We start from the raw sequence: 19,189 nt of genomic DNA on the forward strand, positions 1-19,189 counted from the left end.
GGCGATTGGTGCGCGTTCCGGCTAGAGCAAGTAGTCGACTAACTGCGAAGGCAGGTCGCGAGACGGGCACCCCAAGATTCTTTTGAACCGCGTCGCGCCGCCGTCCGTGTCCCTGGCGTCGGGGAGCCACGGAGCCCGGGATGGTGTGATGAAGCGCTGGACGATTCTGCTGTGCCTCTGGCTCGTCGGTTGCGCCGCGACCGTGGACGGAGTGGCGCAACCGGTCGATCCCACCCGGGTCGCCGGGCTCGCGATCACCGACGGGCCCAGTGGTCTCAAACCCGGCGTGCTCGACGCCGGGCTCCCGGTCGACGGGGGTGACGGCGGGGAGATCGACAGGCTCGCGGCCAACGCCGTCGCCGACGTCCAGCGGTACTGGCGCGAGCATCTGCCCGCGACCTTCGAACGCGAATTCCGGCCGCTCGCCACTCTCGTCTCCTACGACTCGGCGGGCCGCGGCCGCGAGATCTGCGGTGCCTCGACGGTCGGTCTGGTGAACGCTTTCTATTGCTCGGGGCAAGACATCGTCGCGTGGGATCGCGGGGAATTGCTGCCGACGCTCAACGATTCCCTCGGCCCGGCGGCGGTCATGGCCGTACTCGCCCACGAGATCGGCCACGCCGTCCAGTTCCGGCTGGGTCTGCCCGCCACGAGCCCGTCGATCGTCAAGGAGCAACAGGCCGACTGCTACACCGGCGCGTACTTCCGCTGGGTCGCCGAGGGCCGGTCGCCGATGTTCCAGGTATCCACCGGCCGCGGGCTCAACGAGGTTCTCACGGCGCTGTTCCGGATCCGGGATTCCGCCGGCGTGGCCTTCGACGACGACGGCGCGCACGGCAACGCGTTCGATCGGGTGTCCGCGTTCCAGTTCGGCTTCACCGACGGGCCCGCCCGGTGCGCGAAGATCGACGAGCGTGAAATCGAGGGCCGGACCACCCAGGTCGGATCCGGTTCGGCGGCGGAGAACGTCCGGCTCGACGACCGCCGGGCACTCGCCGACCTCACCACCAGCCTGCGGCAGGCTTTCCGCCTCGCGGCCACCCCGCCGACGCTCACTACCGGAGCGGCCTGCGGTGTGACGGCGGAGGACGCGCTCGCGTCGTACTGCTCGGAGTCCAACCAGATCAACCTCGACCTCGATGGCCTCGTCCGCATCGGGACCCCGCCGCGCCGGGGGAGGCAGGGCGGCATCGGTGACTTCGCCGCTTTCGCGGAGGTCGCCTCGCGCTACACGCTCGCGGTCCAGCAGGAGGGCGGGTTCCGGCTCGACGGGCCGGTGGCCGCGCAGCGCACGGCCTGCCTCACCGGCTTCTGGGCGTCGACCATCGCGGACGGCGGGGCGCTCACGTTGTCACCGGGGGACCTCGACGAGGCCATCGCCGAGATGCTGACACGGAACAGCCTCATCGCGGCGGACGTCCGCGGCCGGACACTCCCGGCAGGCTTCGCCAGGGTCGCCGCCTTCCGTGACGGCTTCTCCTCCGGCAGCCAAGAGACTTGCGGTGACAAATACCGCTAGACACGAATGAAGGCCCCCGAGCGAAGGGGCCTTCATTCGCACAGCGAGGCTTACACGAAGGCGCTTTGACCGGTGATCGCCTTCCCGACGATCAGCGTGTTCATCTCGCGGGTACCTTCGAACGAGTAGATCGCCTCGGCATCGGTGAAGAACCGCATGATGTCGTTGTCCAGCACGATCCCGTTGCCGCCGAAGATCTCGCGGCCCCAGGCGACGACCTCCCGCATCCGCGAAGTCACGAAGGCCTTCGCCAGCGAGGAGTGTTCGTCCTTGAAGATCCCGGCGTCCTGCAGCCTGGCCAGCTGCACCAGCATGCCCCACGACGCGGTGATGTTCCCGAGGCTCTTCACCAGCAGGTCCTGCACCAGCTGGAACCGCGCGATCGGACGGCCGAACTGCTCGCGTTCCTTGGCGTAGTCCAGCGCCAGTTCGTAGGCGCCGATCATCACGCCCAGCGCCTGCCAGGCCACGCCGCCGCGGGTCGCGCGCAGGATCTCGGCGACGTCGCGGAACGAATCGATGCCCTGCAGCCGGTTGGCCTCCGGCACCCGCACGTCGGTCAGCGTGATCTCGGCGTTCTCCACGATCCGGAACGCGAACTTGTTCTCGATCTTGACCGGCACGAATCCCGGCGAGTCCTTCTCGACGACGAAACCCTTGACGTGGTTGTCTTCCTCGTCGCGGGCCCACACGATGACGAGGTCCGCGAAGGTCGCGTTGCCGATCCACTTCTTGGCACCGTTGAGGATCCAGGTGTCGCCCTCGCGGCGCGCCGTGGTGCGCATGCCGCCCGCGACGTCGGATCCGCCGAGCGGCTCGGTCATCGCGAAGGCGCCGATCTTGTCCATCGCCGCCATCGACGGGAGCCAGCGGTCGCGCTGTTCCTGGTCTCCGCCCGAGTAGATGCTGTACATCGCGAGCCCATTGTGGACACCGAAGAAAGTCGCCACGGACGGGTCCGTGCGGGTCATCTCCATCGCCATCATGCCGCTGAGCAGGTGGCTGGTGGCCGGAAGGTGTTCCCCGTAGCCCTCGTAAGGAAGCCCGGCGACGCCGAGTTCGCGGAACTTGCCGACGAGTTCGTGCGGGAACTCGCCCTTGGCCCAGTACTCGTTCACCAGCGGCTTGACCTCGGTGCGCATGAAGTCACGCGTCTTGAGCAGCAGCTTGCGCTCCTCCTCGGGCAGCAGGTCCTCGTAGGCGTAGAAGTCGGCGGTCATGTCAGTTCTCCTCCCTGGCACTGTCCAAAGCGGACAGCACCGCGAGCTGCTTGCGGTCGCGCGCCTCGGCGAGTTCCGAGTACGTGGAGGAGCCGTAAGCGGATTCCACGGCTTCGATGAGCCGTTCCTGTTCTTCGGGGTTCTGCGAGGGCGTGCCGAGGCCCGCCCACATCTGCTTTATCGACTTGCCGATGTGCTCGGCCATGTGCCGGTAGCCGCCGGGTCCGCCGCCCAGATGCGAGCCGAGGAACGGCCCGACCGTGGACCAGCGGATACCGAGCGAGTTCGTCATCACCGCGTCCACTTCGGACGGTGACACGACACCCTGCTCCACCAGGTAGATCGCCTCGCGGCTCAGCGCGTTCTGCAGCCGGTTGCCGACGAAGCCGGGGATCTCCTTGCGTTCCACCACCGGGGTTCGGCCGACGAACCGGTAGAACTCGACGGCCCGGTCGACCGACTCGGGGCTGGTGCGTTCACCGGGCACGACCTCGACCAGCGGGATCAGGTGCGGCGGGTTGAACGGATGCCCGATCAGGACCCGCGACGCGTCGTCCAGCTCCGCCGCGAATGCCGTGGAGGGGATCGCCGAAGACGAACTGAGCAGCAGCGCGTGCGGCGGCGCCTCGCGGACCAGCGTCGCGAACAGCTCCTTCTTGAACTCGACGTTCTCGGGTCCGTTCTCCTGCACGACATCCGCGTTTCGGACCGCTTCCGGGACGTCGGCCGCGAGGTGGACGCGAGGGGCGAGGTCCGCGGCGGTCCGGCCGAGATGCGGGGCGAACGTCTCCAGCGCGCCGGCGACGGCGTCGGCGAGGTCCGGCCGCGGATCCGAGACCCACACCTCCATCCCGTGCGAGGCGAACAACGCCGTCCACGAAAGGCCGATGGTGCCCGCGCCGATCACCGCGGCGGTCCGAAAAGTCATGACCGTGCTCCCTTCAAGTAGTCGAAGACCGGCTTGACCGGGGCGAGTGTCAGGTCGGTGAGGAGGTGGCTCGCCGAAACGACCTCCAGTACCGGGAGATCGGCGAGCGGGGCCAGCACGTGCTGGAACAGTTGCAACCGCGCCGGTCCGGACCACGCTTCCTTGACCACCACGTCGGTGATCTCGGTGCGGACCAACTCGAAGACCCGGGGCGACCCGTCGTAGTCCGGGATGGTCTTGAGCATGAACGTCGGCACGGTGATCTGCGTTTCGGCGTCGCGGACGTCCAGCCGGTGGTGCTTGTAGCCCATGGTCGCGGTCGCGACGCGTTGGCTGCCGTAGTCGAGCGTCCCGACGAGCGCGCCGTTCTCGGCGAACAACCTCGGCGAGCCGATGGTCTTCGGGTAGGCGCTGATCTCCCGGCCGGACGCGGTGGCCGGGAAGTTGTCGAGGTACATCGCGTGCAGGTACTCGCCGCGCTCGCCCTCGAAGCTCACCGGGATCGCCTGCCCGGACTCGGTGTAGGGCCCGTAACCGCTGACGTCGCCCATCTTCATCACCTCGAACCGCACCAGCGGTTCGTCGATCTCCAGCGGTTCCGGCACGACGGCGCGCAGGGCGTCGGCGTCGGTGCGGTAGACGATGTTCAGGTACTCGCGGTTCGTGAACCGGGGCACCACCGGCGCGTACGCCGGATTCGTGAGCGGCGTGGTCACATGCCGGAGGACTTCTTGCTGCTTCATCTCACTCACCTGTCCACTGTGGAGCGCGGCGTTCGGCGAAGGCCCGCATGCCCTCACGGACGTCGGCCGACTTCATCAGCGTCGGCAGCTCCGAACGCTGGGTGGCAAACGCTTGCGCGTCGGGGACGCCGTCCGCCGCGCGGACGATCTTCTTGACCAGGGCCAGCGCCAGGGGAGCGTTGGCGGCGATCTGTTCTGCCAGTTGAAGGGCGACCGCGGCGGCCTCACCGCTCGGGACGACCCGGTTCACGAGACCGAGGTTTCCGGCGCGCTCGGCGCTGATCGGCTCGCCGGTGAGCAGGAACTCCATCGCCAGGTGATGCGGGATCCGCTTCGGCAGCCGGATCACGCCACCTCCGGCGGCGATCAGCCCGCGTTTCACCTCGGGCAGCCCGAACTTCGCGTCTTCGGCGGCGACGATCAGGTCGCAGCCCAGCGCCAGCTCGAAGCCACCGCCCATCGCCCAGCCTTCGACGGCCGCGATCAGCGGCTTCGACAGCTCGGCCTCGGTCAGGCCGCCGAACCCGCGCCCGGGGATCTCGGGAGACTCGCCTTTCAGCGCCGCCTTGAGATCCATCCCGGCGCTGAACGAACCGTCGGCGCCGGTCAGGACCCCGGCCCGCAGTGCGGGATCGGACTCCAGCAGGTCGAGTGCTTCGGCCAGGCCCGCCGCGACGGCGGCGTTCACCGCGTTGCGGGCCGACGGCCGGTCGATCGTGATCAGCAGCGTGCCGCCGACCCGTTCCGTCCGTACTTCTGTGCTCATGGTTTCTTCCTCAGCGAGTGGTGGCGAGTTCGCGCAGGACTTCTTCGGTGTCCTGGCCCGGCAGGGGAGCCAGCCGCCGGACGGAACCGGGGGTCGCGGAGAACTTCACCGGGATGCCGATGGTGCGGATGGCGCCCTCGCTCGGGTGCTCGACGACGTCGAGCAGGTGGCCGTCGCGGACGTAGTGGTCGTCCTGCGCCTTGTCGAGTTCGAGGACGGGGGCCATCGGGATGCTGTGCTTCGCGCAGACCTCGGTCCACTCCTCGGTGGTCAGCGCCGGGGCGCATTCGGCGATCATCGCGGCCAGCGCCTCGTGGTCGGCGCCGTCGATCGCGTCGCCGTTGACCCGCGGGTCCTCGGCCAGTTCCGGCCGCCCGGCGGCGTGGAAGAAGTCGCGGAAGTTCCGCGGGTTGTACGGGATCACGCAGGCCATGCCGTCCTTGGTGTGCACCGCCTGGTGGCCGGGGTTCAGCGACGGGCCGAAGCCGGTCGGGCCCTCCGCGGGCTCGAAGACGTGCCCGGCGAGGTGTTCGACGAGGTTGAACGCGATCAGCGTGTCGGTCATCGGGATCTCGACCCGCTGGCCCTCGCCGGTCCGGTCGCGGTGCACCAGCGCGGCGAGCACGGTGTACGCGATGGTCAGGGAGGAGACCTTGTCGCCGATGATCGTCGGCAGGTAGACCGGCTTGCCCAGCGCGCGGTTCGCGACGTCGACCAGCCCGGACGACGCCTGCACGGTCTCGTCGTAGGCGGCGTGCCCGGCGCGGTCGGAGTCGCCGCGGAACCCTTGCGCGTGGGCGTAGACCAGGCCGGGGTTTCGCGCGGCGAGGTCGGCGTAGTCCATGCCGAGCCTGCTGAGCGCGCCGGGGCGCATGTTGGTGATCAGCACGTCGGCGGTGTCGATCAGCTTGAGCGCCTGCTCGCGTTCGTTTTCGTCCTTGAGGTTGAGGGCGACGCTGCGCTTGTTGCGGTTCACGTTCAGGTTGAGCGGCGTCATCCCCGGCGTCGTGCGGAACTTGCCGACCCGGACGGTGTCGGCGGGGGACTCGATCTTGATCACGTCGGCGCCGAGGTCGCCGAGGATCTGCGCGGCGTACGGGCCCATGACCACCGTCGAGAGGTCGATCACGCGAACGCCGTCCAGTGGGCCGGTGGCGGTCTGAGTCATTTCGCTTCCCTTCGCCGTTGTTCGCTCTACGACCGAAGTTAGGCGCGAATAGCGGGAAAGGGAATGATCAAGAAGCGAAGAATGGTACGACCACGGTGGTCATACCATTTATTGTGTGGTTCGATTTGGTCGAGAGAGTGGGATACCGTGCCGTTCTGTCCTGGTCGTCCGCGTGCGGGTCTGGTGTCGCGAAAGCCACTTTCGGGACACCAGATGTCCTGAAAGTGGCGTTCGCGACATCGGAGAACCCGTGCAGTGTGTCTACCCGTCCCGGGCGTCGCCGGAAGGCGTTGCGAAAGCCACTTTCGCAACCTTCAGTGTTGCGAAAGTGGCTTTCGCAACACTGTCTCCCCCGGCTGGTCAGGTCGAAAGCGGTTCGGCGAAGACCTCGCGCACCCCGGCCACCAGGCCGGCGAGGTCGCCCTCCTCGGCCCGGTCGCGCCGCCAGACCAGTGCCGTCTCCAGCCGGGGCCGGAAATCCGAGAACGGGAGGATGGTGGCGCCGTCGACCAGGAACAGATGCATCGGACTGGCCGGATCGAGCATCGTGATCGAGAACGACGAACCGTTCGCGACCAGTTCGGAAATGCCCGAATATTCGGTTCCGCCGACTTTGAGCCTTTTCTTGATACCCGCCTTCGACAGGGTGTGGTCCATATCGTCCGAATAGGCCGGAATGCTTTCCGATGCCGACGGGATATAGGACAGATCGCTCAATTCGGCGATGGTGACGGTCTCCCGCCCGGCGAACCGGCCTGCCGGGACGACGGCGCCGAGCCGCTCCACCTGCACCGGGACGATCTCCAGCGCCGGATCCGTGACCGGCATCCTGACCAGCGACAACGCCAGTTTGCCCTCGTGCACGGCGGCGACCAGATCGGGTGTCGTACCCGGCCAGCGCTTGAGTTCGAAACGGTCGCGGCAGCGTTCTTCGAGGCGTTTGACCCGTTCCCGCAGCGCCGGGTGCACGCCGGCGGGGATTCCGATGAACACGGTGCCGCGCCGGGGTTTCACCGCTTCCTGCAACCGCCAGGGGATCGCGTTGACCTGGTCGAGGACGTCCCGCGCGATCGGCAGCAGCGCGGCGCCCGCCGCGGTGAGCGTGACGTGATGCGTGCTGCGGTCGAACAGCCGGTGACCCAGTTCGTGTTCGAGATCCTTGATGCGCTGGCTCAGCGGGGAGGCGGCCATATGCAGTCTGCGGGCCGCCTGGGAGAAGTTCAGTTCCTCGGCGACGGCCACGAAATACCGCAGGTGCAACATCTCCACGCGCTCACCCTAGGCCGTGCCCGGTGAGTCCGCTCGCGGTCTTCGGGCCCAGGCGGCCCCTGGCGCCACGGGCGGATGCGCCCGAGTACAACCCGGTACGAGGGCGATCCGCCCGCACCGCCAGGAACCCCCTGGACCTCGAAGCCCATCGAGCGGACTCACCGGGCACGGCCTAACCGCAGACCCACGGTGAACGCGGCCCCGCCTTCGGGCGCCGGGCCCGCCGTCAGCGTCCCGCCCATGCGGGTGACCAACCCGTGCGCCAGCGCGAGCCCGATGCCCGAACCGACCGGACGGCTGTCGCGATACCGCCGGTTCAGCACCCCGCGCTCGAACGCGACCGGGTAGTCCTCCGGCGCCAGCCCGGGCCCGCCGTCCCGCACCGCCAGCCGGGCCTGCCCGTCGGCCACCACCAGGGAGAACACGATCGGCGCGCCCGCCGGGGTCACGCGCAGGGCGTTCTCGGCCAGCCCGTCGACGACCTGGCGGAGCCGCCGCGGGTCCGCGACGACCGGAACCTCGCCGGGCGGCCGCTCGACCAGCAGTGTGACGTCCTGCCGCGCGCAGCGCAGCCGCCAGACGTCCGCGCATTCGTCGATCAGCGCCGCGAGATCGAGGCGCGCCGGGTCGAGGCGGAACTCGTCCGCGCCGAGCCGTGCCAGTTCCAGCAGGTCGCTGACCAGGCGTTCGAGCCGCTCCGCCTCGCGATGGATGGTCTGCCCGGCGCGCCGCGCGTCCTCGCCTTCGGCCACGCCGTCACCGATCGCCTCGGCGAATCCGGTGACGGCGGTCAGCGGCGTCCGCAGTTCGTGCGACACCGAAAGCAGGAACTCGCGCTGCCGCGCCTCGCTGTACTGCAGGGCGTCGGCCAGTTCGTTGACCGATTTCGCCACGTCCGCGACCTCGGACGGCCCTTCGACCGGAACGCGCAGATCACGGCGCCCGGCCCGCATCCCGTTCGCCACCGACGCGGCCCGGCGCAGCGGCCGTGACAGCATCCGGCTCAACAGCAGCCCCGCGATCGCGGCGACGGCCAGCCCTGCGCCGAGCGCGAGTACGGTGTTGCGCACCAGCGTCCTGCCGCGCGCTTCGCCGATTTCCGTCGACTGGACCAGCGCGAACGCGGCACCCCTCGCGCCCACCGTGCGGACTTCGACCAGGTACCGCCGTCCTTCGACGACCACGGTGCCCGAGCGGGTGAAGCCCGTTTCGGTGGCGGCGATGGCCGCGTCCGTCCCGTCGCCGTCGATCGTCCCGTTCGGACGGCGGACGACGACGTCGATCCCTTGCCCCCGAACGACTTCCGCCGCCTTTCCGACGCGGAGCCGGTTGCCGATCCCGGTGTCGTCGAGCTGGCTCGCGATCACGTCGGCCTGCGCCGAAAGCGACTGCCGGAGCACGTCGCTGCCCGTGGTGCGGATGAGCCGGGCCGCCACCAGTCCGGCGACCACCACCGCGACGGCGGCGACCGCGAGGCACACCACGGTGATCCGCAGCGCGAGCGAGGTCCGGTTCATCCGGTGTCCGCCGCGTAACCGATCCCGCGGACCGTCCTGATCGGACTGTGTTCGCCCAGTTTTCCGCGCAGCTGGGCGATGTGGACGTCGACCGTCCGCGTGCCCGCCGATGCCGCGTAACCCCAGACGGAACTGAGCAACTGCTCGCGGCTGAACACCTGGCCGGGCCGCCGCACCAGATGGGTGAGCAGATCGAACTCGGTCGACGTCAGCGCGATCTCGGTGTCGGCGGCCCAGGCACGACGCTGGGTGACGTCGACGCGCACGCCGCCCGCCGTGTAGGTCTCGGCCGGTGAAGGCGCTCCGGCGGCGCGGCGGAGGACAGTCCGGACCCTTGCCGAGAGTTCACGCGGGCTGAACGGTTTCGTCAGGTAGTCGTCGGCGCCGATCTCCAGGCCCAGCAAGCGGTCCAGCTCGTCGTCGCGCGCGGTCACGAACAGCACCGGCGTCCAGTCGCCGTCCGCGCGCAGCGACCGGCAGATCTCGATACCGTCCATTCCGGACAGTCCGATGTCGAGCACGATCGCGACCGGGCGCAGCCGCCGGATCGTGGCCAAAGCCGCGCCGCCGTCCGCCTCCACGCGCACGCCGAACCCGTCCCGCCGCAGGTACAGCGAAGCGAGCTCGGCGATCGCGGGATCGTCTTCGACGACCAGTACCAGCCCGCGTCCCGGTTGTGTCGTCACCGGCCGATCCTGTCACGGGGCAGGGTCGCCTGCCATGTCCCGCTCGATCGAGTCGAGGGTGTGCTGGACGTCGCTGAGCTGTCCCGGCGCCGGGCTCGAAGCGGGCTCCTCGTCGGTGCACGCGGCCGCGCCGAAGAGCGCGAACGCGGTCAAACCGGCGGCCAGGAGACGTTTCACTTGCCCGCCTTGCAGTGCGCGCCCGCGAACGCGTCGAGCTTCTGCTTCGCCGCGGTGAGCTCGGGAAGCCTGCCGTTGCGCTTGTCGGCGCGCTTCTGCAGCCTGTCCGCGGCGTCGTTGTGCCCCTTCTTGCGCTGGCCCTCGGCCCTGGCCTTGAGGTTCGCCACCGAACCGCGGATCTCGGGGCCACCGTTGATGCGTTCGGTGAGTTTGGTGGTGCGCTGGGTGAGCTGCGGCAGCCATTCGGCGCACAGCTGCCGGGACTCTTCGGGGCTCAGGGTGATGGGTGTCTGTGCCGAGGCCGCGGGGGCGAGGGCGACGAGGCCCGCCGCGGTGAGGCAGACGGCGATGGTGTGTTTCAGCATGCGAAGAGCGTGGCGCGGCCGGATACGAGAAATGTGGGGGAAATGTTCGGGTTCGGTAAGCGATACTCGGACGATGGGGCTCAAGACCTTGACCGCCACCGTCGTGGCGTCGCTGTTGCTCACCGCCGCACCCGCCGTCGCGTCATCCGCGTTCGTCCTGCGTGACGGCGTCAGCGAGCCGGTGTTCTCCTACGAGAAGGCCATCCGGGAGACCGCCTGGGTGGAGACCGGCCAGGACCTCGACCGCGACGGGCGGACCGACCGGGTCGCCGCCGACATCATCCGCCCGGCGGAACCGGCCGCGCGCGGGCAGCGCGTTCCGGTGATCATGGACGTGAGCCCTTACTTCGAGAAGGTGGGGCGCGGCAACGAGCGCCAGCCGAAGACGTACCTCCCCGACGGCACGCCGTCGCAGTTCCCGCTCTTCTACGACAACTACTTCGTCCCGCGCGGGTACGCGGTCGTGCTGGTCGACGTCGGGGGCACCAATCGCTCGTCCGGGTGCTTCGACGATGTCGCGTCCGGCAACGGCGTCGTGCATTGGCTCAACGGGCGCGCCCAGGCTTTCCGCACGCCGTTCGGGCCCGAGCGAGTGCGGGCGGACTGGGCGAACGGGTCGGTCGGGGCGATCGGGAAGTCACAGGACGGGGCGACGGCCATCGGGATGGCCGCGTCCGGGATCGAAGGCCTGAAGACCATCGTGCCGATCGCCGGGGTCAGCTCGTACTACGAGGTCCACAACTCGCACGGCGCCTACTTCGGGTGGGCGGGCGGCCAGGGCTTCTACAACGAGCGCGCCGAGAAGCTGTGCCGCCCGTTCGAAGAGGACAACGCGCGGCGCGCGGGGACGGACGGGAACTTCAACGACTACTGGCGCGGGCTCGACTACGTCGCGAAGACCGGCGAGGTGCGTGCGAGCGTTTTCGCGTCGATGGGCTTCCACGACCTCAACGTCAACCCGATCCAGTTCGGGCCGTGGTGGGAGGCGTTGAACTCCCACGGCGTGCCGCGCAAGGCGTGGCTGCACCAGGCGGCGCACGTCGACCCGTTCGACCTCGACCGGTCGCGGTTCGTGAGGACCCTGCACCGCTGGTTCGACCGATGGCTGCTCGGCGTCCGCAACGGCGTCGAGACCGAACCCGCGATCCGGATCGAGCACACCCCGGATCACTGGACGGACGAACGCCGCTGGCCGCCCGCCACCCAGCAGCGCGTGTTGTGGCCCACGGAGAACGGACTGGGGAATCGCCCGTCGTCAGGTTCCGCCGCGGTGACCGACGATCCGGCGCGCGGGGCGTCGCAGTGGGTGGAGAACCCGTCGCAATCCAGCCCGGATCGGCTTGTCTTCGCGGGTGAACCGGTGCGGACGGACACCCGTGTCGCCGGGACCGCCACCGTCACGGTGACCGCGCGCTCGGACAAAGCCGCCGCGCGGATCGGCGCGGTGCTGGTCGACTACGGCCCCGCGACCGTGCGGAACACGAAATTCCCCGCGCTGGGCACGAAGGACCTGACGACCCGCTCCTGCTGGGGTGCGGGCACCGCCGCGGACACCGGCTGCTTCCTCGACACCGTCGCCGATCTGACCACTGTGGACAAACGGATCGTGGCGACCGGCTGGGCGGACCTCGGCCACCATCGCTCGCTGTGGCGGGGCGAACCACTCGTGCCCGGCAAGGCGTACACGATGACCTTCCGGCTGAGCAGCCTCGACCACGTCGTCCCGGCGGGGCACCGGCTGGCGCTCGTCCTGGGCGGCACCGACGGGGACATGTTCGACCCCGCGCTGCCCGCCCTCGGCTCCCGGGTGACGTTCGAGCTGGGCGGGACTTCGCTCTCGGTCCCCGTCATCGGCCGCGTTTAGTCCTCTGAACGCGAGAAAGAAGGAGCACGTATGGCGAAGATCCAGCGCATTTCGGTCCACGGCCACACGAGTGCGAGTCCCGAAGCTGTCTACGCCCTGCTCGTGGACCGCGAGCGTTGGCCCGACTGGTCACCGCTGGGAGCGTTCCGCCTGCTCGAGAAGGGCGACGAGAACGGCCTCGGTGCCGTCGGCGTCTTCAGCACCAACGGCGTCCGCAGCTGTGAAGAGGTCATCGCACTCGAACCCGGCAAGCGCTTCGGCTACGCCCTGAAGAAGGGGCTCCCGCTGCGCGACTACCGCGCCTACGTGGACCTCACCCCCGAGCGGAACGGCACCGCGATCCACTGGCATTCCACGTTCACCGCCAAGGTCCCGGGCACCGGCTGGTTCTATCGCCGGTTCCTCGGCCGCTTCATCGGGCACGTGGTCGAGAGCCTCGTGGCGCGCGCCTCGCGCGGCGCCCCATAAAGTAGGCGCATGGCAGCCCCACGACGCACACAGGAGGAACGCAGCGCCGCGATGCGCGTCAGGCTGCTCGACGCCACGATCGACTGTCTCGTCGAATACGGCTACGCGGGCACCACGACCACCCGCGTCGCGGATCGCGCCGGGGTGACCCGCGGCGCGCAGGTGCACCATTTCCCGACCAAGACCGATCTCGTCACCTCCGCGATCCGGCATCTCGCGGCCAAGCGCACCGAGGTCGCGATGGCGGAGATCGACCGGCTCAAGGCGTCGGCCGATCCGGTCGGGGACGCGTTGCAGCTGCTGTGGGAGATGCACCAGGGGCCGGTCTTCTCGGCGACCGTCGAGCTGTGGGTGGCGTCGCGGACCGACGCGGAACTGCGCGCCCAGATGGCCGTGGTCGAGCCGATCGCGACGAGCAGCCTGGTCGAATTCGGCAAGGCGCTGCTGCCGGACCATTCGGCGCATCCGGAGTTCCTGCACGCGGTGTACACCGCCATGGACGTCGTCCGCGGCATCCTCATCGCCAGCTGGGCGACCCGCGACCAGGCCGAACTGGAGGCGCGCTGGGAGCGCGGCCGCCGTCATCTGATCCTGCTGTTCGAGGCGCTGATGCAGCCCACGCCCTCTCACTAGGCGTGTTACTCTCCCGGGGAGAGTGAGGAGGTCACGTGCTCGGAGACCCGTACGACCCCGACTGCCCCACCCGCGCGCTGCTCGACCGCATCGGCGATCAGTGGACCGTGCTGATCGTCGGCGTGCTCGGCGACGGCCCGCTCCGGTTCACCGAGATCGGGAAACGCGTGCGCGGCATCTCGCAGAAGGTCCTCACTCAGACGCTGCGCAGCCTCGTCCGGGACGGCATCCTGACGCGCACCGCGTACCCGGAGATCCCTCCGCATGTCGAGTACGAGCTGACCGCGCTCGGCCGCAACCTCGCCGAACCGCTCGAGATGCTCGACAAGTGGGCCCGCGTGCACATGGGCGAAGTGCTCGACGCGCGCAAGAACTACGACGGTCAGCTCACGGCCTGACCGAACAGTCGATCGAGGTAGTAGTCCACAGTGGACAGCGCTTCGTCCGGCGTGCGGTGCTTCATCACGATGTTGGTGCCCTGCGAATCGGCGAGTGCCCAGAGGATCGCGGATTCGTGCATCGGGTCGGCCGACTTGTCGACCTCACCCGCCTCCTGACCCTGGCGGATCAGGAGGGCGAACAGTTCGAACAGCTGGGGGACGCCGTCGGTGAAGGCCGCCGCGAACATCGGGTCTGAGATCGCGCGGATGAAGAACGCGACACCCATCAGCCAGTCGCCGCGCCGTCGCTCGTCGAGCGGCAGGACCTCGGTCATGACCGCCCGGATGACGGCCTTCGGCGTCGACGGCAGTTCGCCGGCCTCCAGCTGGGCCTTGATGCGCTCTTCGTAGACCTGCGAGCGGCGTTCGACGGCGAACAGCAGCATCTCGTCCTTGGTCTTGAAGTAATGCTGCACCAGGCCCATCGACATGCCCGCCTCGGCGGCGACGTGCCGGAGGCTGACCCCTTCGAGGCCCCGTGTGGCCGTCAGCCTCGTCAGCGCCTCGGCGATCTCCGCGCGTCGCGCCGCGTGATCCACCTGCTTCGGCACCTTCACCGTCCATTCCGCTGTTTGCCATGCGATCGCATTGCCACTACTGTCCGACGCTATTACGATGCGATCGCATTGTAAACGCTCGTCGGGGGTGATTTCGGTGGAAGCCGAACGGGGGAAGGTGCGGCTGAGGCCGCCGCGGAACGTGCTGGACCAGCGGGTCGTGGGCTGGTGGAGGCTGCAGGGAACGCTTTTCTGGGGCGCGCCGGTGCTGGTACTGGTGGTGCTCGGGCTGCTCATCGCGCCCGCGCGGTTCTGGCTGCTGGCGCCGGCGGCGGTGTTCGCGGCGGCCGGGCTGATCTGGGTGATCGCGATGCCGCTGTGGTGGTTCAAGGTGCATCGCTGGGAGGTCACGGAGACGGCGGTGTACGCCCGCTCCGGGTTCTTCTGGCAGGAGTGGCGTGTCGCGCCGATGTCGCGGATCCAGACCGTGGACACCCTGCGCGGTCCGCTGCAGCAGCTGTTCAAGCTCGCGACCGTCACGGTCACCACGGCGTCGGCGCGGGGCGCGGTCAAGATCCGCGGGCTCGACCACGAACTGGCCGCGAGCCTGGCGGAGCAGCTCACCGAGACGACGCAGGCGACGCCAGGGGACGCGACATGACCTCGGGCGAGTTCGAAGGCTGGAGCACGCTCGACAAACGGACGCTCGCCGTCACCGCGGTGACCATGACGGGCGCGGCCGTCGGCGCCGCGATCCCGACCACGGCGGCGATCGTGGGCGGCGGCGCGAGGTTCTGGGTCGCGCTCGTCTGGGTCGTCGCCGGTGGGGTGGTGCTCATCGGTGGCGGTGTGCTGGCGGACCTCTTCTATTGGAAGGGCGTGCGCTACCGGGTCACGCCGGATCGGCTGGAGACGGCGTTCACGCTGGTGTTCCGCTCGCGGAAATCCCTGCAGCGGGAACGGATCCGCAACGTCGACCTGACGGCCAACCCGCTGCACCGGCTGTTCGGCGTTGCGGTGGTGACCATCGGCACCGGCTCGAACGAGTCGGGCGGGCAAGGCCGGATCAAGCTCAACCCCGTCTCACGCGCCGAAGCCGAACGGCTGCGCGCGGACCTGCTGCGCCGCGCGGAAACCGCCGAGACCGACGAGGACGCGCCGCTCGCCGAACTGGACCGGAGCTGGATCCGCTACGCGCCGATGTCGTTCCTCACGCCGACCCTCGGGCTGGCCGCGGGCGGCGGCCTGATGCAGATCTCCGAATGGGCGGGGCTGCAGAAAGGCCTGATCGACTGGGTGATCGGCCTGTTCCGCGGTATCCCGCTGGTGGTGGCGATCCTGATCCTGCTGGCGATCGCGATGGTCGTCGGCCTGCTCGGCGCGCTGGGCCTGTGGATCGAGATGTGGTGGAACTTCCGGCTCGACCGCGAACCCGGCGGGACCCTGCGGGTGCGCCGCGGCCTGTTCACCACGCGCTCGATCTCGATCGAGGAACGCCGGATGCGCGGCATCGACCTTGTCGAGCCGCTCGGGAACCGGATCTCCGGAGCGGCGCGCGTAGACGCGATCGCCACCGGCATGCGGCGAAGCGACGACAAGGACAAGACCGACTACCACACGCTTTTGCCGGCCGCGCCGGTCGCGACCGCCAACCGGGTCGCCGCGGCCGTGTTGCGCGAACCGGTCTCACCGACCGAAGCCGTCCGGCTCACCGGACACCCCCGCGCCGCGCGGGGACGGCTGCTGCGCTGGTGGGTCGGTTCGGTCGTGGTCCTGCTGGCGATCTTCGCCCTCCTCGGCTTCCTGCTGACCGACGTCCTGCTGGTGATCGGCGCCACGCTCGGTGTCGTGCTGCTCCCGGTGTCGGTGCTGCTGGCGCTGGACGCCTATCGCAACCTCGGGCACGGGATCACCGGGCGGTACCTCGTCGGACGGCACGGGACCGTGCGGCGGAGCACGTTCGCGCTGGAACGCGAAGGCGTGATCGGCTGGACGGTCAAGCAGTCGATCTTCCAGCGGCGCAAGGGATTGCTGACCGTCGTCGCGACCACGGCGGCCGGCGGCGGGGCGTATTCGGTGTACGACGCGGGGGAGGAGCAGGGCCTGCTTTTCGCGGAGGAGTCCGTGCCGGAGCTGCTGACGCCCTTCCTGGAACGGGCCTGACGCTCCACGGGGTCAGGTGTTGTCGGTGTCACGAAAGCCACTTTCGGGACATCTGGTGTCCTGAAAGTGGCTTTCGCGACATGCGCATCGGGGTGCGGGCTTCGAGCGAAACGCGCCCCGCGGAGGTGCCACTCACGGCCACCGGCGGCGACGCTTCGGTCGTCGCCGAAGCGTCCACTGACTACCGTCGTGACATGACCGCATTCGCCGCACTGCACGTCCCCGGTTCCCCGCTGCTCCTGCCGAACGTCTGGGAGTTCGGCACCGCCGCCTTCCTTGCCGCGCAAGGCTTCCCGGCGCTCGGCACGACCAGCCTCGGGGTCTCGGCCGCCGAGGGCGAGCCGGACGGCGCGCCGTCCTCGAAGGACGCCACCGTCCGGTTGGCGCGGCGGCTCACCGGGCTGGACGCGCTGATCAGCGTCGACCTCGCCGACGGGTTCAGCGACGACCCTGGCGAGGTCGGCGCGCTGGCGGAGGAGCTCGCCGAGGCCGGTGTCGCGGGCATCAACCTCGAAGACGCGCTGGGTGATCCCGTGCGGCACGCGGCCAAGATCGCGGCGGCGAAGGAACGCGCTCCCGGGCTCTTCGTCAACGCGCGGACGGACACGCATTGGCTGGGGGAGCCCGATATCGGCACCGCGATCGAGCGTTCTCTGTCCTATGTGGACGCGGGTGCCGACGGGGTGTTCGTGCCGGGGCTCGCCGAACCCGCGGACGTCGAACGGCTGGTGAAGGCCGTCGGCGTGCCGGTGAACCTGCTGTTCCTGCCCGGCAAGGTCACCGTCGCGCGAGCGGCCGAACTCGGTGTCGCCCGGGTCAGCCTCGGGTCGCTGCCGTACCGGATGGCGCTGGCCGCCACGCTGCGCACGGTGGAGGCCGTTCGCGACGGCGGTGAACTCCCGTCGACCCCGCCTTCGTACGCCGACGTCGCGGCCCTGCTCCCGGAATCTCATTAATCTCGGGAGCATGCAGACCTTCGGAGCCGAATTCGCCGTCCCGCCCGGCTATCTGAACACGCCCAGTATCGGCATCCCACCCTCGCACGTGGCCGACGCCGTCGCGGAGGCGGTCGAGCGGTGGCGCCGCGGCGAAGCCCGTCCGGCGGACTTCGACGAGCCCGTCGCGCGGACCAGGGAAGGATTCGGCGCGCTGATCGGGGTCCCGGCGGAGCGGGTCGCGATCGGGGCGTCCGTCTCGCAGCTGATCGCGAACGTGGCCGCCGGCCTGCCCGACGGCGCCAGCGTGCTCGCCGCCGCGAACGACTTCACGAGCGTCACCTTCCCGTTCGCGGCCCAGGCGCACCGCGGGGTGAAGGTCACCGAAGTCCCGCTGGCCGAGTTGGCCGCACGCGTCGAGGGACACGACCTCGTCGCGGTCAGCGTCGTCCAGTCGGCCGACGGTGCCCAGGCCGACCTCACCGCGCTCCGGGCCGCGGCCGAGGCGGCGGGCGCCGCGGTCCTGCTCGACGCCACCCAGGCCGCCGGCTGGCAGCCACTGGACCTCGGCTGGGCCGACTGGGTGGTCGCCGCCGGATACAAATGGCTGCTCGCGCCGCGCGGGGCGGCGTGGCTGGCCGCGCATCCGCGGGTGCTGGAGCGGGCGGTGCCGGTCGCCGCGAACTGGTACGCGGGAGAGGACCGCTGGCAGACCGTCTACGGCCTCCCGTTGCGGCTGGCCGAGGGCACCCGCTCGCTCGATTTGTCCCCGGCCTGGCTCGCGTTCGTCGGCGCCGCGGTGTCACTGGACTACCTCGCGTCCCTGGACCTCGCCGCCGTCCGCGCGCACTGTGTGGGGCTCGCCGACTCACTCCTCGAAGCGCTCGGCTCACCCGGTCAGGGGAGCGCGATCGTCTCGCTCGACGCCGACGCCCGCCGGGTGAGGGAAGCGGGCATCGTGGCCGGTACCCGGGCCGGAAGGCAGCGATTCGGCTTCCATCTCTACAACACGGCCGACGACGTCGAACGGGTGATAAGCACGTTCAGGTGAACCGCCGGAGCGGCGTGAACTACCGTATGTTCCCGTGGTTGGTGCGCAATTTACCCCGGGACCGACGGAAACGGCCCGGCTTCAGCCGGTGCGACCGGCAGGGCCGGGCGGGCCGCCGCCCGCGCCGAGTCCGCCGAGGGACACCAAGGGCCTGGCGCTGAAGGGTGCCGGGCTGGTCGCCATCGCGGTCGTGTCCGCCCTGCTCTGGTGGCTGATCCGGCATGAGCCGGAGCCGGCCCCGGTCGCGGAACCGCCGTCGAAGAGCGGCCAGTTCCAGTACACGCTGGTCGAAGGGCCGCAGGTCACCACCGACTGCGCGAGCAAGGCCTACGGCGACACCAAGAAGTTCTTCACCGACACGCCGTGCACACGCCTTTCGCGGGCGCTGTACACGACGGAGACCAGCGGGAAGAAGGCGCTGGTCTCGGTCGTCCTGGTCACCATGCCCGGCGAGGTCACCGCGACCCAGCTCAAGGCGCTGACCGACAAGGACGGCACGGGCAACGTGTCCGACCTGGTGCGCGATGGGACCTTCAAGGACCAGGGCGCCCCGAAGATCTCCGGGCAGGACGCGGCCTACGACTCCCACGTCACGGGGCCGGACGTGGCCATCGTGCTGGCCGGTTTCTACAACAAGCAGACCGACAAGCCGCTGATCGAGCGGATCGCGACCGACGCTCTGCGGCTTTCGGGTGACCTGCGCCGCTGAGCGCGGAGGCCCCCTCCGGATGCTAGGAAAGGACCTTTCCTTGCAAAATTTGCAAGGAAAGGTCCTTTCCT

Annotated in this window: 21 protein-coding genes; 10 read left to right on the forward strand and 11 right to left on the reverse strand. The window is 69.6% G+C overall.

The features are described 5' to 3' along the window. Positions 1–148 precede the first annotated feature (148 nt). On the forward strand, positions 149–1,519 hold the full coding sequence (locus ACFVM3_RS08335) for a neutral zinc metallopeptidase (protein ID WP_378436804.1): 1,371 nt from the start codon (positions 149–151) through the stop codon (positions 1,517–1,519). A 50-nt stretch (positions 1,520–1,569) separates the two neighbouring features. On the opposite strand, the gene ACFVM3_RS08340 is transcribed toward ACFVM3_RS08335, so the two are convergent. The 10 genes from ACFVM3_RS08340 to ACFVM3_RS08385 all read right to left on the reverse strand — a co-directional run bounded on the left by ACFVM3_RS08340 (position 1,570) and on the right by ACFVM3_RS08385 (position 10,358). Beyond that, entirely contained in the window at positions 1,570–2,739 is a 1,170-nt protein-coding gene (locus ACFVM3_RS08340; RefSeq protein ID WP_378436805.1) for an acyl-CoA dehydrogenase family protein, read from the reverse strand. 1 nt (position 2,740) lies between these two features. After that, entirely contained in the window at positions 2,741–3,667 is a 927-nt protein-coding gene (locus ACFVM3_RS08345) for a 3-hydroxyacyl-CoA dehydrogenase NAD-binding domain-containing protein (RefSeq protein WP_378436807.1), read from the reverse strand. Next, entirely contained in the window at positions 3,664–4,410 is a 747-nt protein-coding gene (locus ACFVM3_RS08350; protein WP_378436809.1) for an acetoacetate decarboxylase, read from the reverse strand. Before ACFVM3_RS08350 ends, ACFVM3_RS08345 begins: the two co-directional genes overlap by 4 nt. Position 4,411: 1 nt before the next feature. Further along, complete coding sequence (locus ACFVM3_RS08355) at positions 4,412–5,176, reverse strand: crotonase/enoyl-CoA hydratase family protein (protein WP_378436811.1); 765 nt, start codon at positions 5,174–5,176, stop codon at positions 4,412–4,414. A 10-nt stretch (positions 5,177–5,186) separates the two neighbouring features. Beyond that, positions 5,187–6,344 (reverse strand): CaiB/BaiF CoA transferase family protein, encoded by a 1,158-nt coding sequence (locus tag ACFVM3_RS08360; RefSeq protein WP_378436812.1) that lies wholly within the window; start codon positions 6,342–6,344, stop codon positions 5,187–5,189. 360 nt (positions 6,345–6,704) lie between these two features. Further along, complete coding sequence (locus ACFVM3_RS08365; RefSeq protein ID WP_378436814.1) at positions 6,705–7,613, reverse strand: LysR family transcriptional regulator; 909 nt, start codon at positions 7,611–7,613, stop codon at positions 6,705–6,707. Between the two features lie 158 nt (positions 7,614–7,771). After that, positions 7,772–9,130 (reverse strand): histidine kinase dimerization/phospho-acceptor domain-containing protein, encoded by a 1,359-nt coding sequence (locus tag ACFVM3_RS08370; RefSeq protein WP_378436816.1) that lies wholly within the window; start codon positions 9,128–9,130, stop codon positions 7,772–7,774. Then, a complete protein-coding gene (locus ACFVM3_RS08375; RefSeq protein WP_378436818.1) occupies positions 9,127–9,816 on the reverse strand; it encodes a response regulator in 690 nt (229 codons plus the stop codon). The genes ACFVM3_RS08370 and ACFVM3_RS08375 overlap by 4 nt, the downstream gene beginning before the upstream one ends. A gap of 12 nt (positions 9,817–9,828) precedes the next feature. Further along, positions 9,829–9,993 (reverse strand): hypothetical protein, encoded by a 165-nt coding sequence (locus tag ACFVM3_RS08380; protein ID WP_378436820.1) that lies wholly within the window; start codon positions 9,991–9,993, stop codon positions 9,829–9,831. Further along, positions 9,990–10,358 carry a hypothetical protein gene (locus ACFVM3_RS08385; protein WP_378436821.1) on the reverse strand — a complete coding sequence of 123 codons (369 nt, stop codon included), beginning with the start codon at positions 10,356–10,358 and terminating at the stop codon, positions 9,990–9,992. Before ACFVM3_RS08385 ends, ACFVM3_RS08380 begins: the two co-directional genes overlap by 4 nt. Before the next feature lie 73 nt (positions 10,359–10,431). On the opposite strand from ACFVM3_RS08385, the gene ACFVM3_RS08390 reads away from it, so the two are divergent. Genes ACFVM3_RS08390 through ACFVM3_RS08405 form a run of 4 tightly spaced genes read left to right on the forward strand, consistent with a single transcriptional unit; the run spans position 10,432 to position 13,721 of the window. Beyond that, positions 10,432–12,222 carry a CocE/NonD family hydrolase gene (locus ACFVM3_RS08390; RefSeq protein WP_378436823.1) on the forward strand — a complete coding sequence of 597 codons (1,791 nt, stop codon included), beginning with the start codon at positions 10,432–10,434 and terminating at the stop codon, positions 12,220–12,222. A 30-nt stretch (positions 12,223–12,252) separates the two neighbouring features. Further along, positions 12,253–12,690 (forward strand): SRPBCC family protein, encoded by a 438-nt coding sequence (locus ACFVM3_RS08395; RefSeq protein ID WP_378436825.1) that lies wholly within the window; start codon positions 12,253–12,255, stop codon positions 12,688–12,690. A 51-nt stretch (positions 12,691–12,741) separates the two neighbouring features. Next, the gene (locus ACFVM3_RS08400) at positions 12,742–13,323 is read left to right on the forward strand and encodes a TetR/AcrR family transcriptional regulator (protein WP_378436853.1); all 582 of its coding nucleotides are present in this window, start codon (positions 12,742–12,744) and stop codon (positions 13,321–13,323) included. Positions 13,324–13,358: 35 nt separating this feature from the next. After that, positions 13,359–13,721 carry a helix-turn-helix domain-containing protein gene (locus ACFVM3_RS08405; RefSeq protein ID WP_126729291.1) on the forward strand — a complete coding sequence of 121 codons (363 nt, stop codon included), beginning with the start codon at positions 13,359–13,361 and terminating at the stop codon, positions 13,719–13,721. Here the strand turns inward: ACFVM3_RS08405 and ACFVM3_RS08410 are convergent. Further along, positions 13,706–14,320 carry a TetR/AcrR family transcriptional regulator gene (locus ACFVM3_RS08410; RefSeq protein ID WP_378436827.1) on the reverse strand — a complete coding sequence of 205 codons (615 nt, stop codon included), beginning with the start codon at positions 14,318–14,320 and terminating at the stop codon, positions 13,706–13,708. The two genes, ACFVM3_RS08405 and ACFVM3_RS08410, sit on opposite strands and share 16 nt — an antisense overlap. Before the next feature lie 58 nt (positions 14,321–14,378). On the opposite strand from ACFVM3_RS08410, the gene ACFVM3_RS08415 reads away from it, so the two are divergent. The 5 genes from ACFVM3_RS08415 (at position 14,379) to ACFVM3_RS08435 (ending at position 19,118) form a co-directional block, all read left to right on the forward strand. Continuing rightward, entirely contained in the window at positions 14,379–14,921 is a 543-nt protein-coding gene (locus ACFVM3_RS08415; protein ID WP_378436829.1) for a PH domain-containing protein, read from the forward strand. Next, positions 14,918–16,423 (forward strand): PH domain-containing protein, encoded by a 1,506-nt coding sequence (locus ACFVM3_RS08420; RefSeq protein WP_378436831.1) that lies wholly within the window; start codon positions 14,918–14,920, stop codon positions 16,421–16,423. Before ACFVM3_RS08415 ends, ACFVM3_RS08420 begins: the two co-directional genes overlap by 4 nt. A gap of 194 nt (positions 16,424–16,617) precedes the next feature. After that, on the forward strand, positions 16,618–17,379 hold the full coding sequence (locus tag ACFVM3_RS08425; RefSeq protein ID WP_378436833.1) for an isocitrate lyase/phosphoenolpyruvate mutase family protein: 762 nt from the start codon (positions 16,618–16,620) through the stop codon (positions 17,377–17,379). 10 nt (positions 17,380–17,389) lie between these two features. After that, on the forward strand, positions 17,390–18,409 hold the full coding sequence (locus ACFVM3_RS08430; RefSeq protein ID WP_378436835.1) for an aminotransferase class V-fold PLP-dependent enzyme: 1,020 nt from the start codon (positions 17,390–17,392) through the stop codon (positions 18,407–18,409). Positions 18,410–18,497: 88 nt separating this feature from the next. After that, a complete protein-coding gene (locus tag ACFVM3_RS08435) occupies positions 18,498–19,118 on the forward strand; it encodes a hypothetical protein (RefSeq protein ID WP_378436836.1) in 621 nt (206 codons plus the stop codon). Positions 19,119–19,189: the final 71 nt, after the last annotated feature.

Origin of the sequence: Amycolatopsis sp. NPDC057786 (assembly GCF_042797905.1) — a bacterium.
Classification (GTDB): domain Bacteria; phylum Actinomycetota; class Actinomycetes; order Mycobacteriales; family Pseudonocardiaceae; genus Amycolatopsis.

Bases quoted from the DNA above. Each gene is read 5' to 3' on its own strand.
- ACFVM3_RS08385 (WP_378436821.1), bottom strand. From the start codon at position 10,358: ATGCTGAAACACACCATCGCCGTCTGCCTCACCGCGGCGGGCCTCGTC.
- ACFVM3_RS08425 (WP_378436833.1), top strand. From the start codon at position 16,618: ATGACCGCATTCGCCGCACTGCACGTCCCCGGTTCCCCGCTGCTCCTG.
- ACFVM3_RS08430 (WP_378436835.1), top strand. From the start codon at position 17,390: ATGCAGACCTTCGGAGCCGAATTCGCCGTCCCGCCCGGCTATCTGAAC.
- ACFVM3_RS08335 (WP_378436804.1), top strand. From the start codon at position 149: ATGAAGCGCTGGACGATTCTGCTGTGCCTCTGGCTCGTCGGTTGCGCC.
- ACFVM3_RS08420 (WP_378436831.1), top strand. From the start codon at position 14,918: ATGACCTCGGGCGAGTTCGAAGGCTGGAGCACGCTCGACAAACGGACG.
- ACFVM3_RS08355 (WP_378436811.1), bottom strand. From the start codon at position 5,176: ATGAGCACAGAAGTACGGACGGAACGGGTCGGCGGCACGCTGCTGATC.
- ACFVM3_RS08360 (WP_378436812.1), bottom strand. From the start codon at position 6,344: ATGACTCAGACCGCCACCGGCCCACTGGACGGCGTTCGCGTGATCGAC.
- ACFVM3_RS08400 (WP_378436853.1), top strand. From the start codon at position 12,742: ATGCGCGTCAGGCTGCTCGACGCCACGATCGACTGTCTCGTCGAATAC.
- ACFVM3_RS08345 (WP_378436807.1), bottom strand. From the start codon at position 3,667: ATGACTTTTCGGACCGCCGCGGTGATCGGCGCGGGCACCATCGGCCTT.
- ACFVM3_RS08350 (WP_378436809.1), bottom strand. From the start codon at position 4,410: ATGAAGCAGCAAGAAGTCCTCCGGCATGTGACCACGCCGCTCACGAAT.
- ACFVM3_RS08395 (WP_378436825.1), top strand. From the start codon at position 12,253: ATGGCGAAGATCCAGCGCATTTCGGTCCACGGCCACACGAGTGCGAGT.
- ACFVM3_RS08340 (WP_378436805.1), bottom strand. From the start codon at position 2,739: ATGACCGCCGACTTCTACGCCTACGAGGACCTGCTGCCCGAGGAGGAG.
- ACFVM3_RS08390 (WP_378436823.1), top strand. From the start codon at position 10,432: ATGGGGCTCAAGACCTTGACCGCCACCGTCGTGGCGTCGCTGTTGCTC.
- ACFVM3_RS08415 (WP_378436829.1), top strand. From the start codon at position 14,379: ATGCGATCGCATTGTAAACGCTCGTCGGGGGTGATTTCGGTGGAAGCC.
- ACFVM3_RS08370 (WP_378436816.1), bottom strand. From the start codon at position 9,130: ATGAACCGGACCTCGCTCGCGCTGCGGATCACCGTGGTGTGCCTCGCG.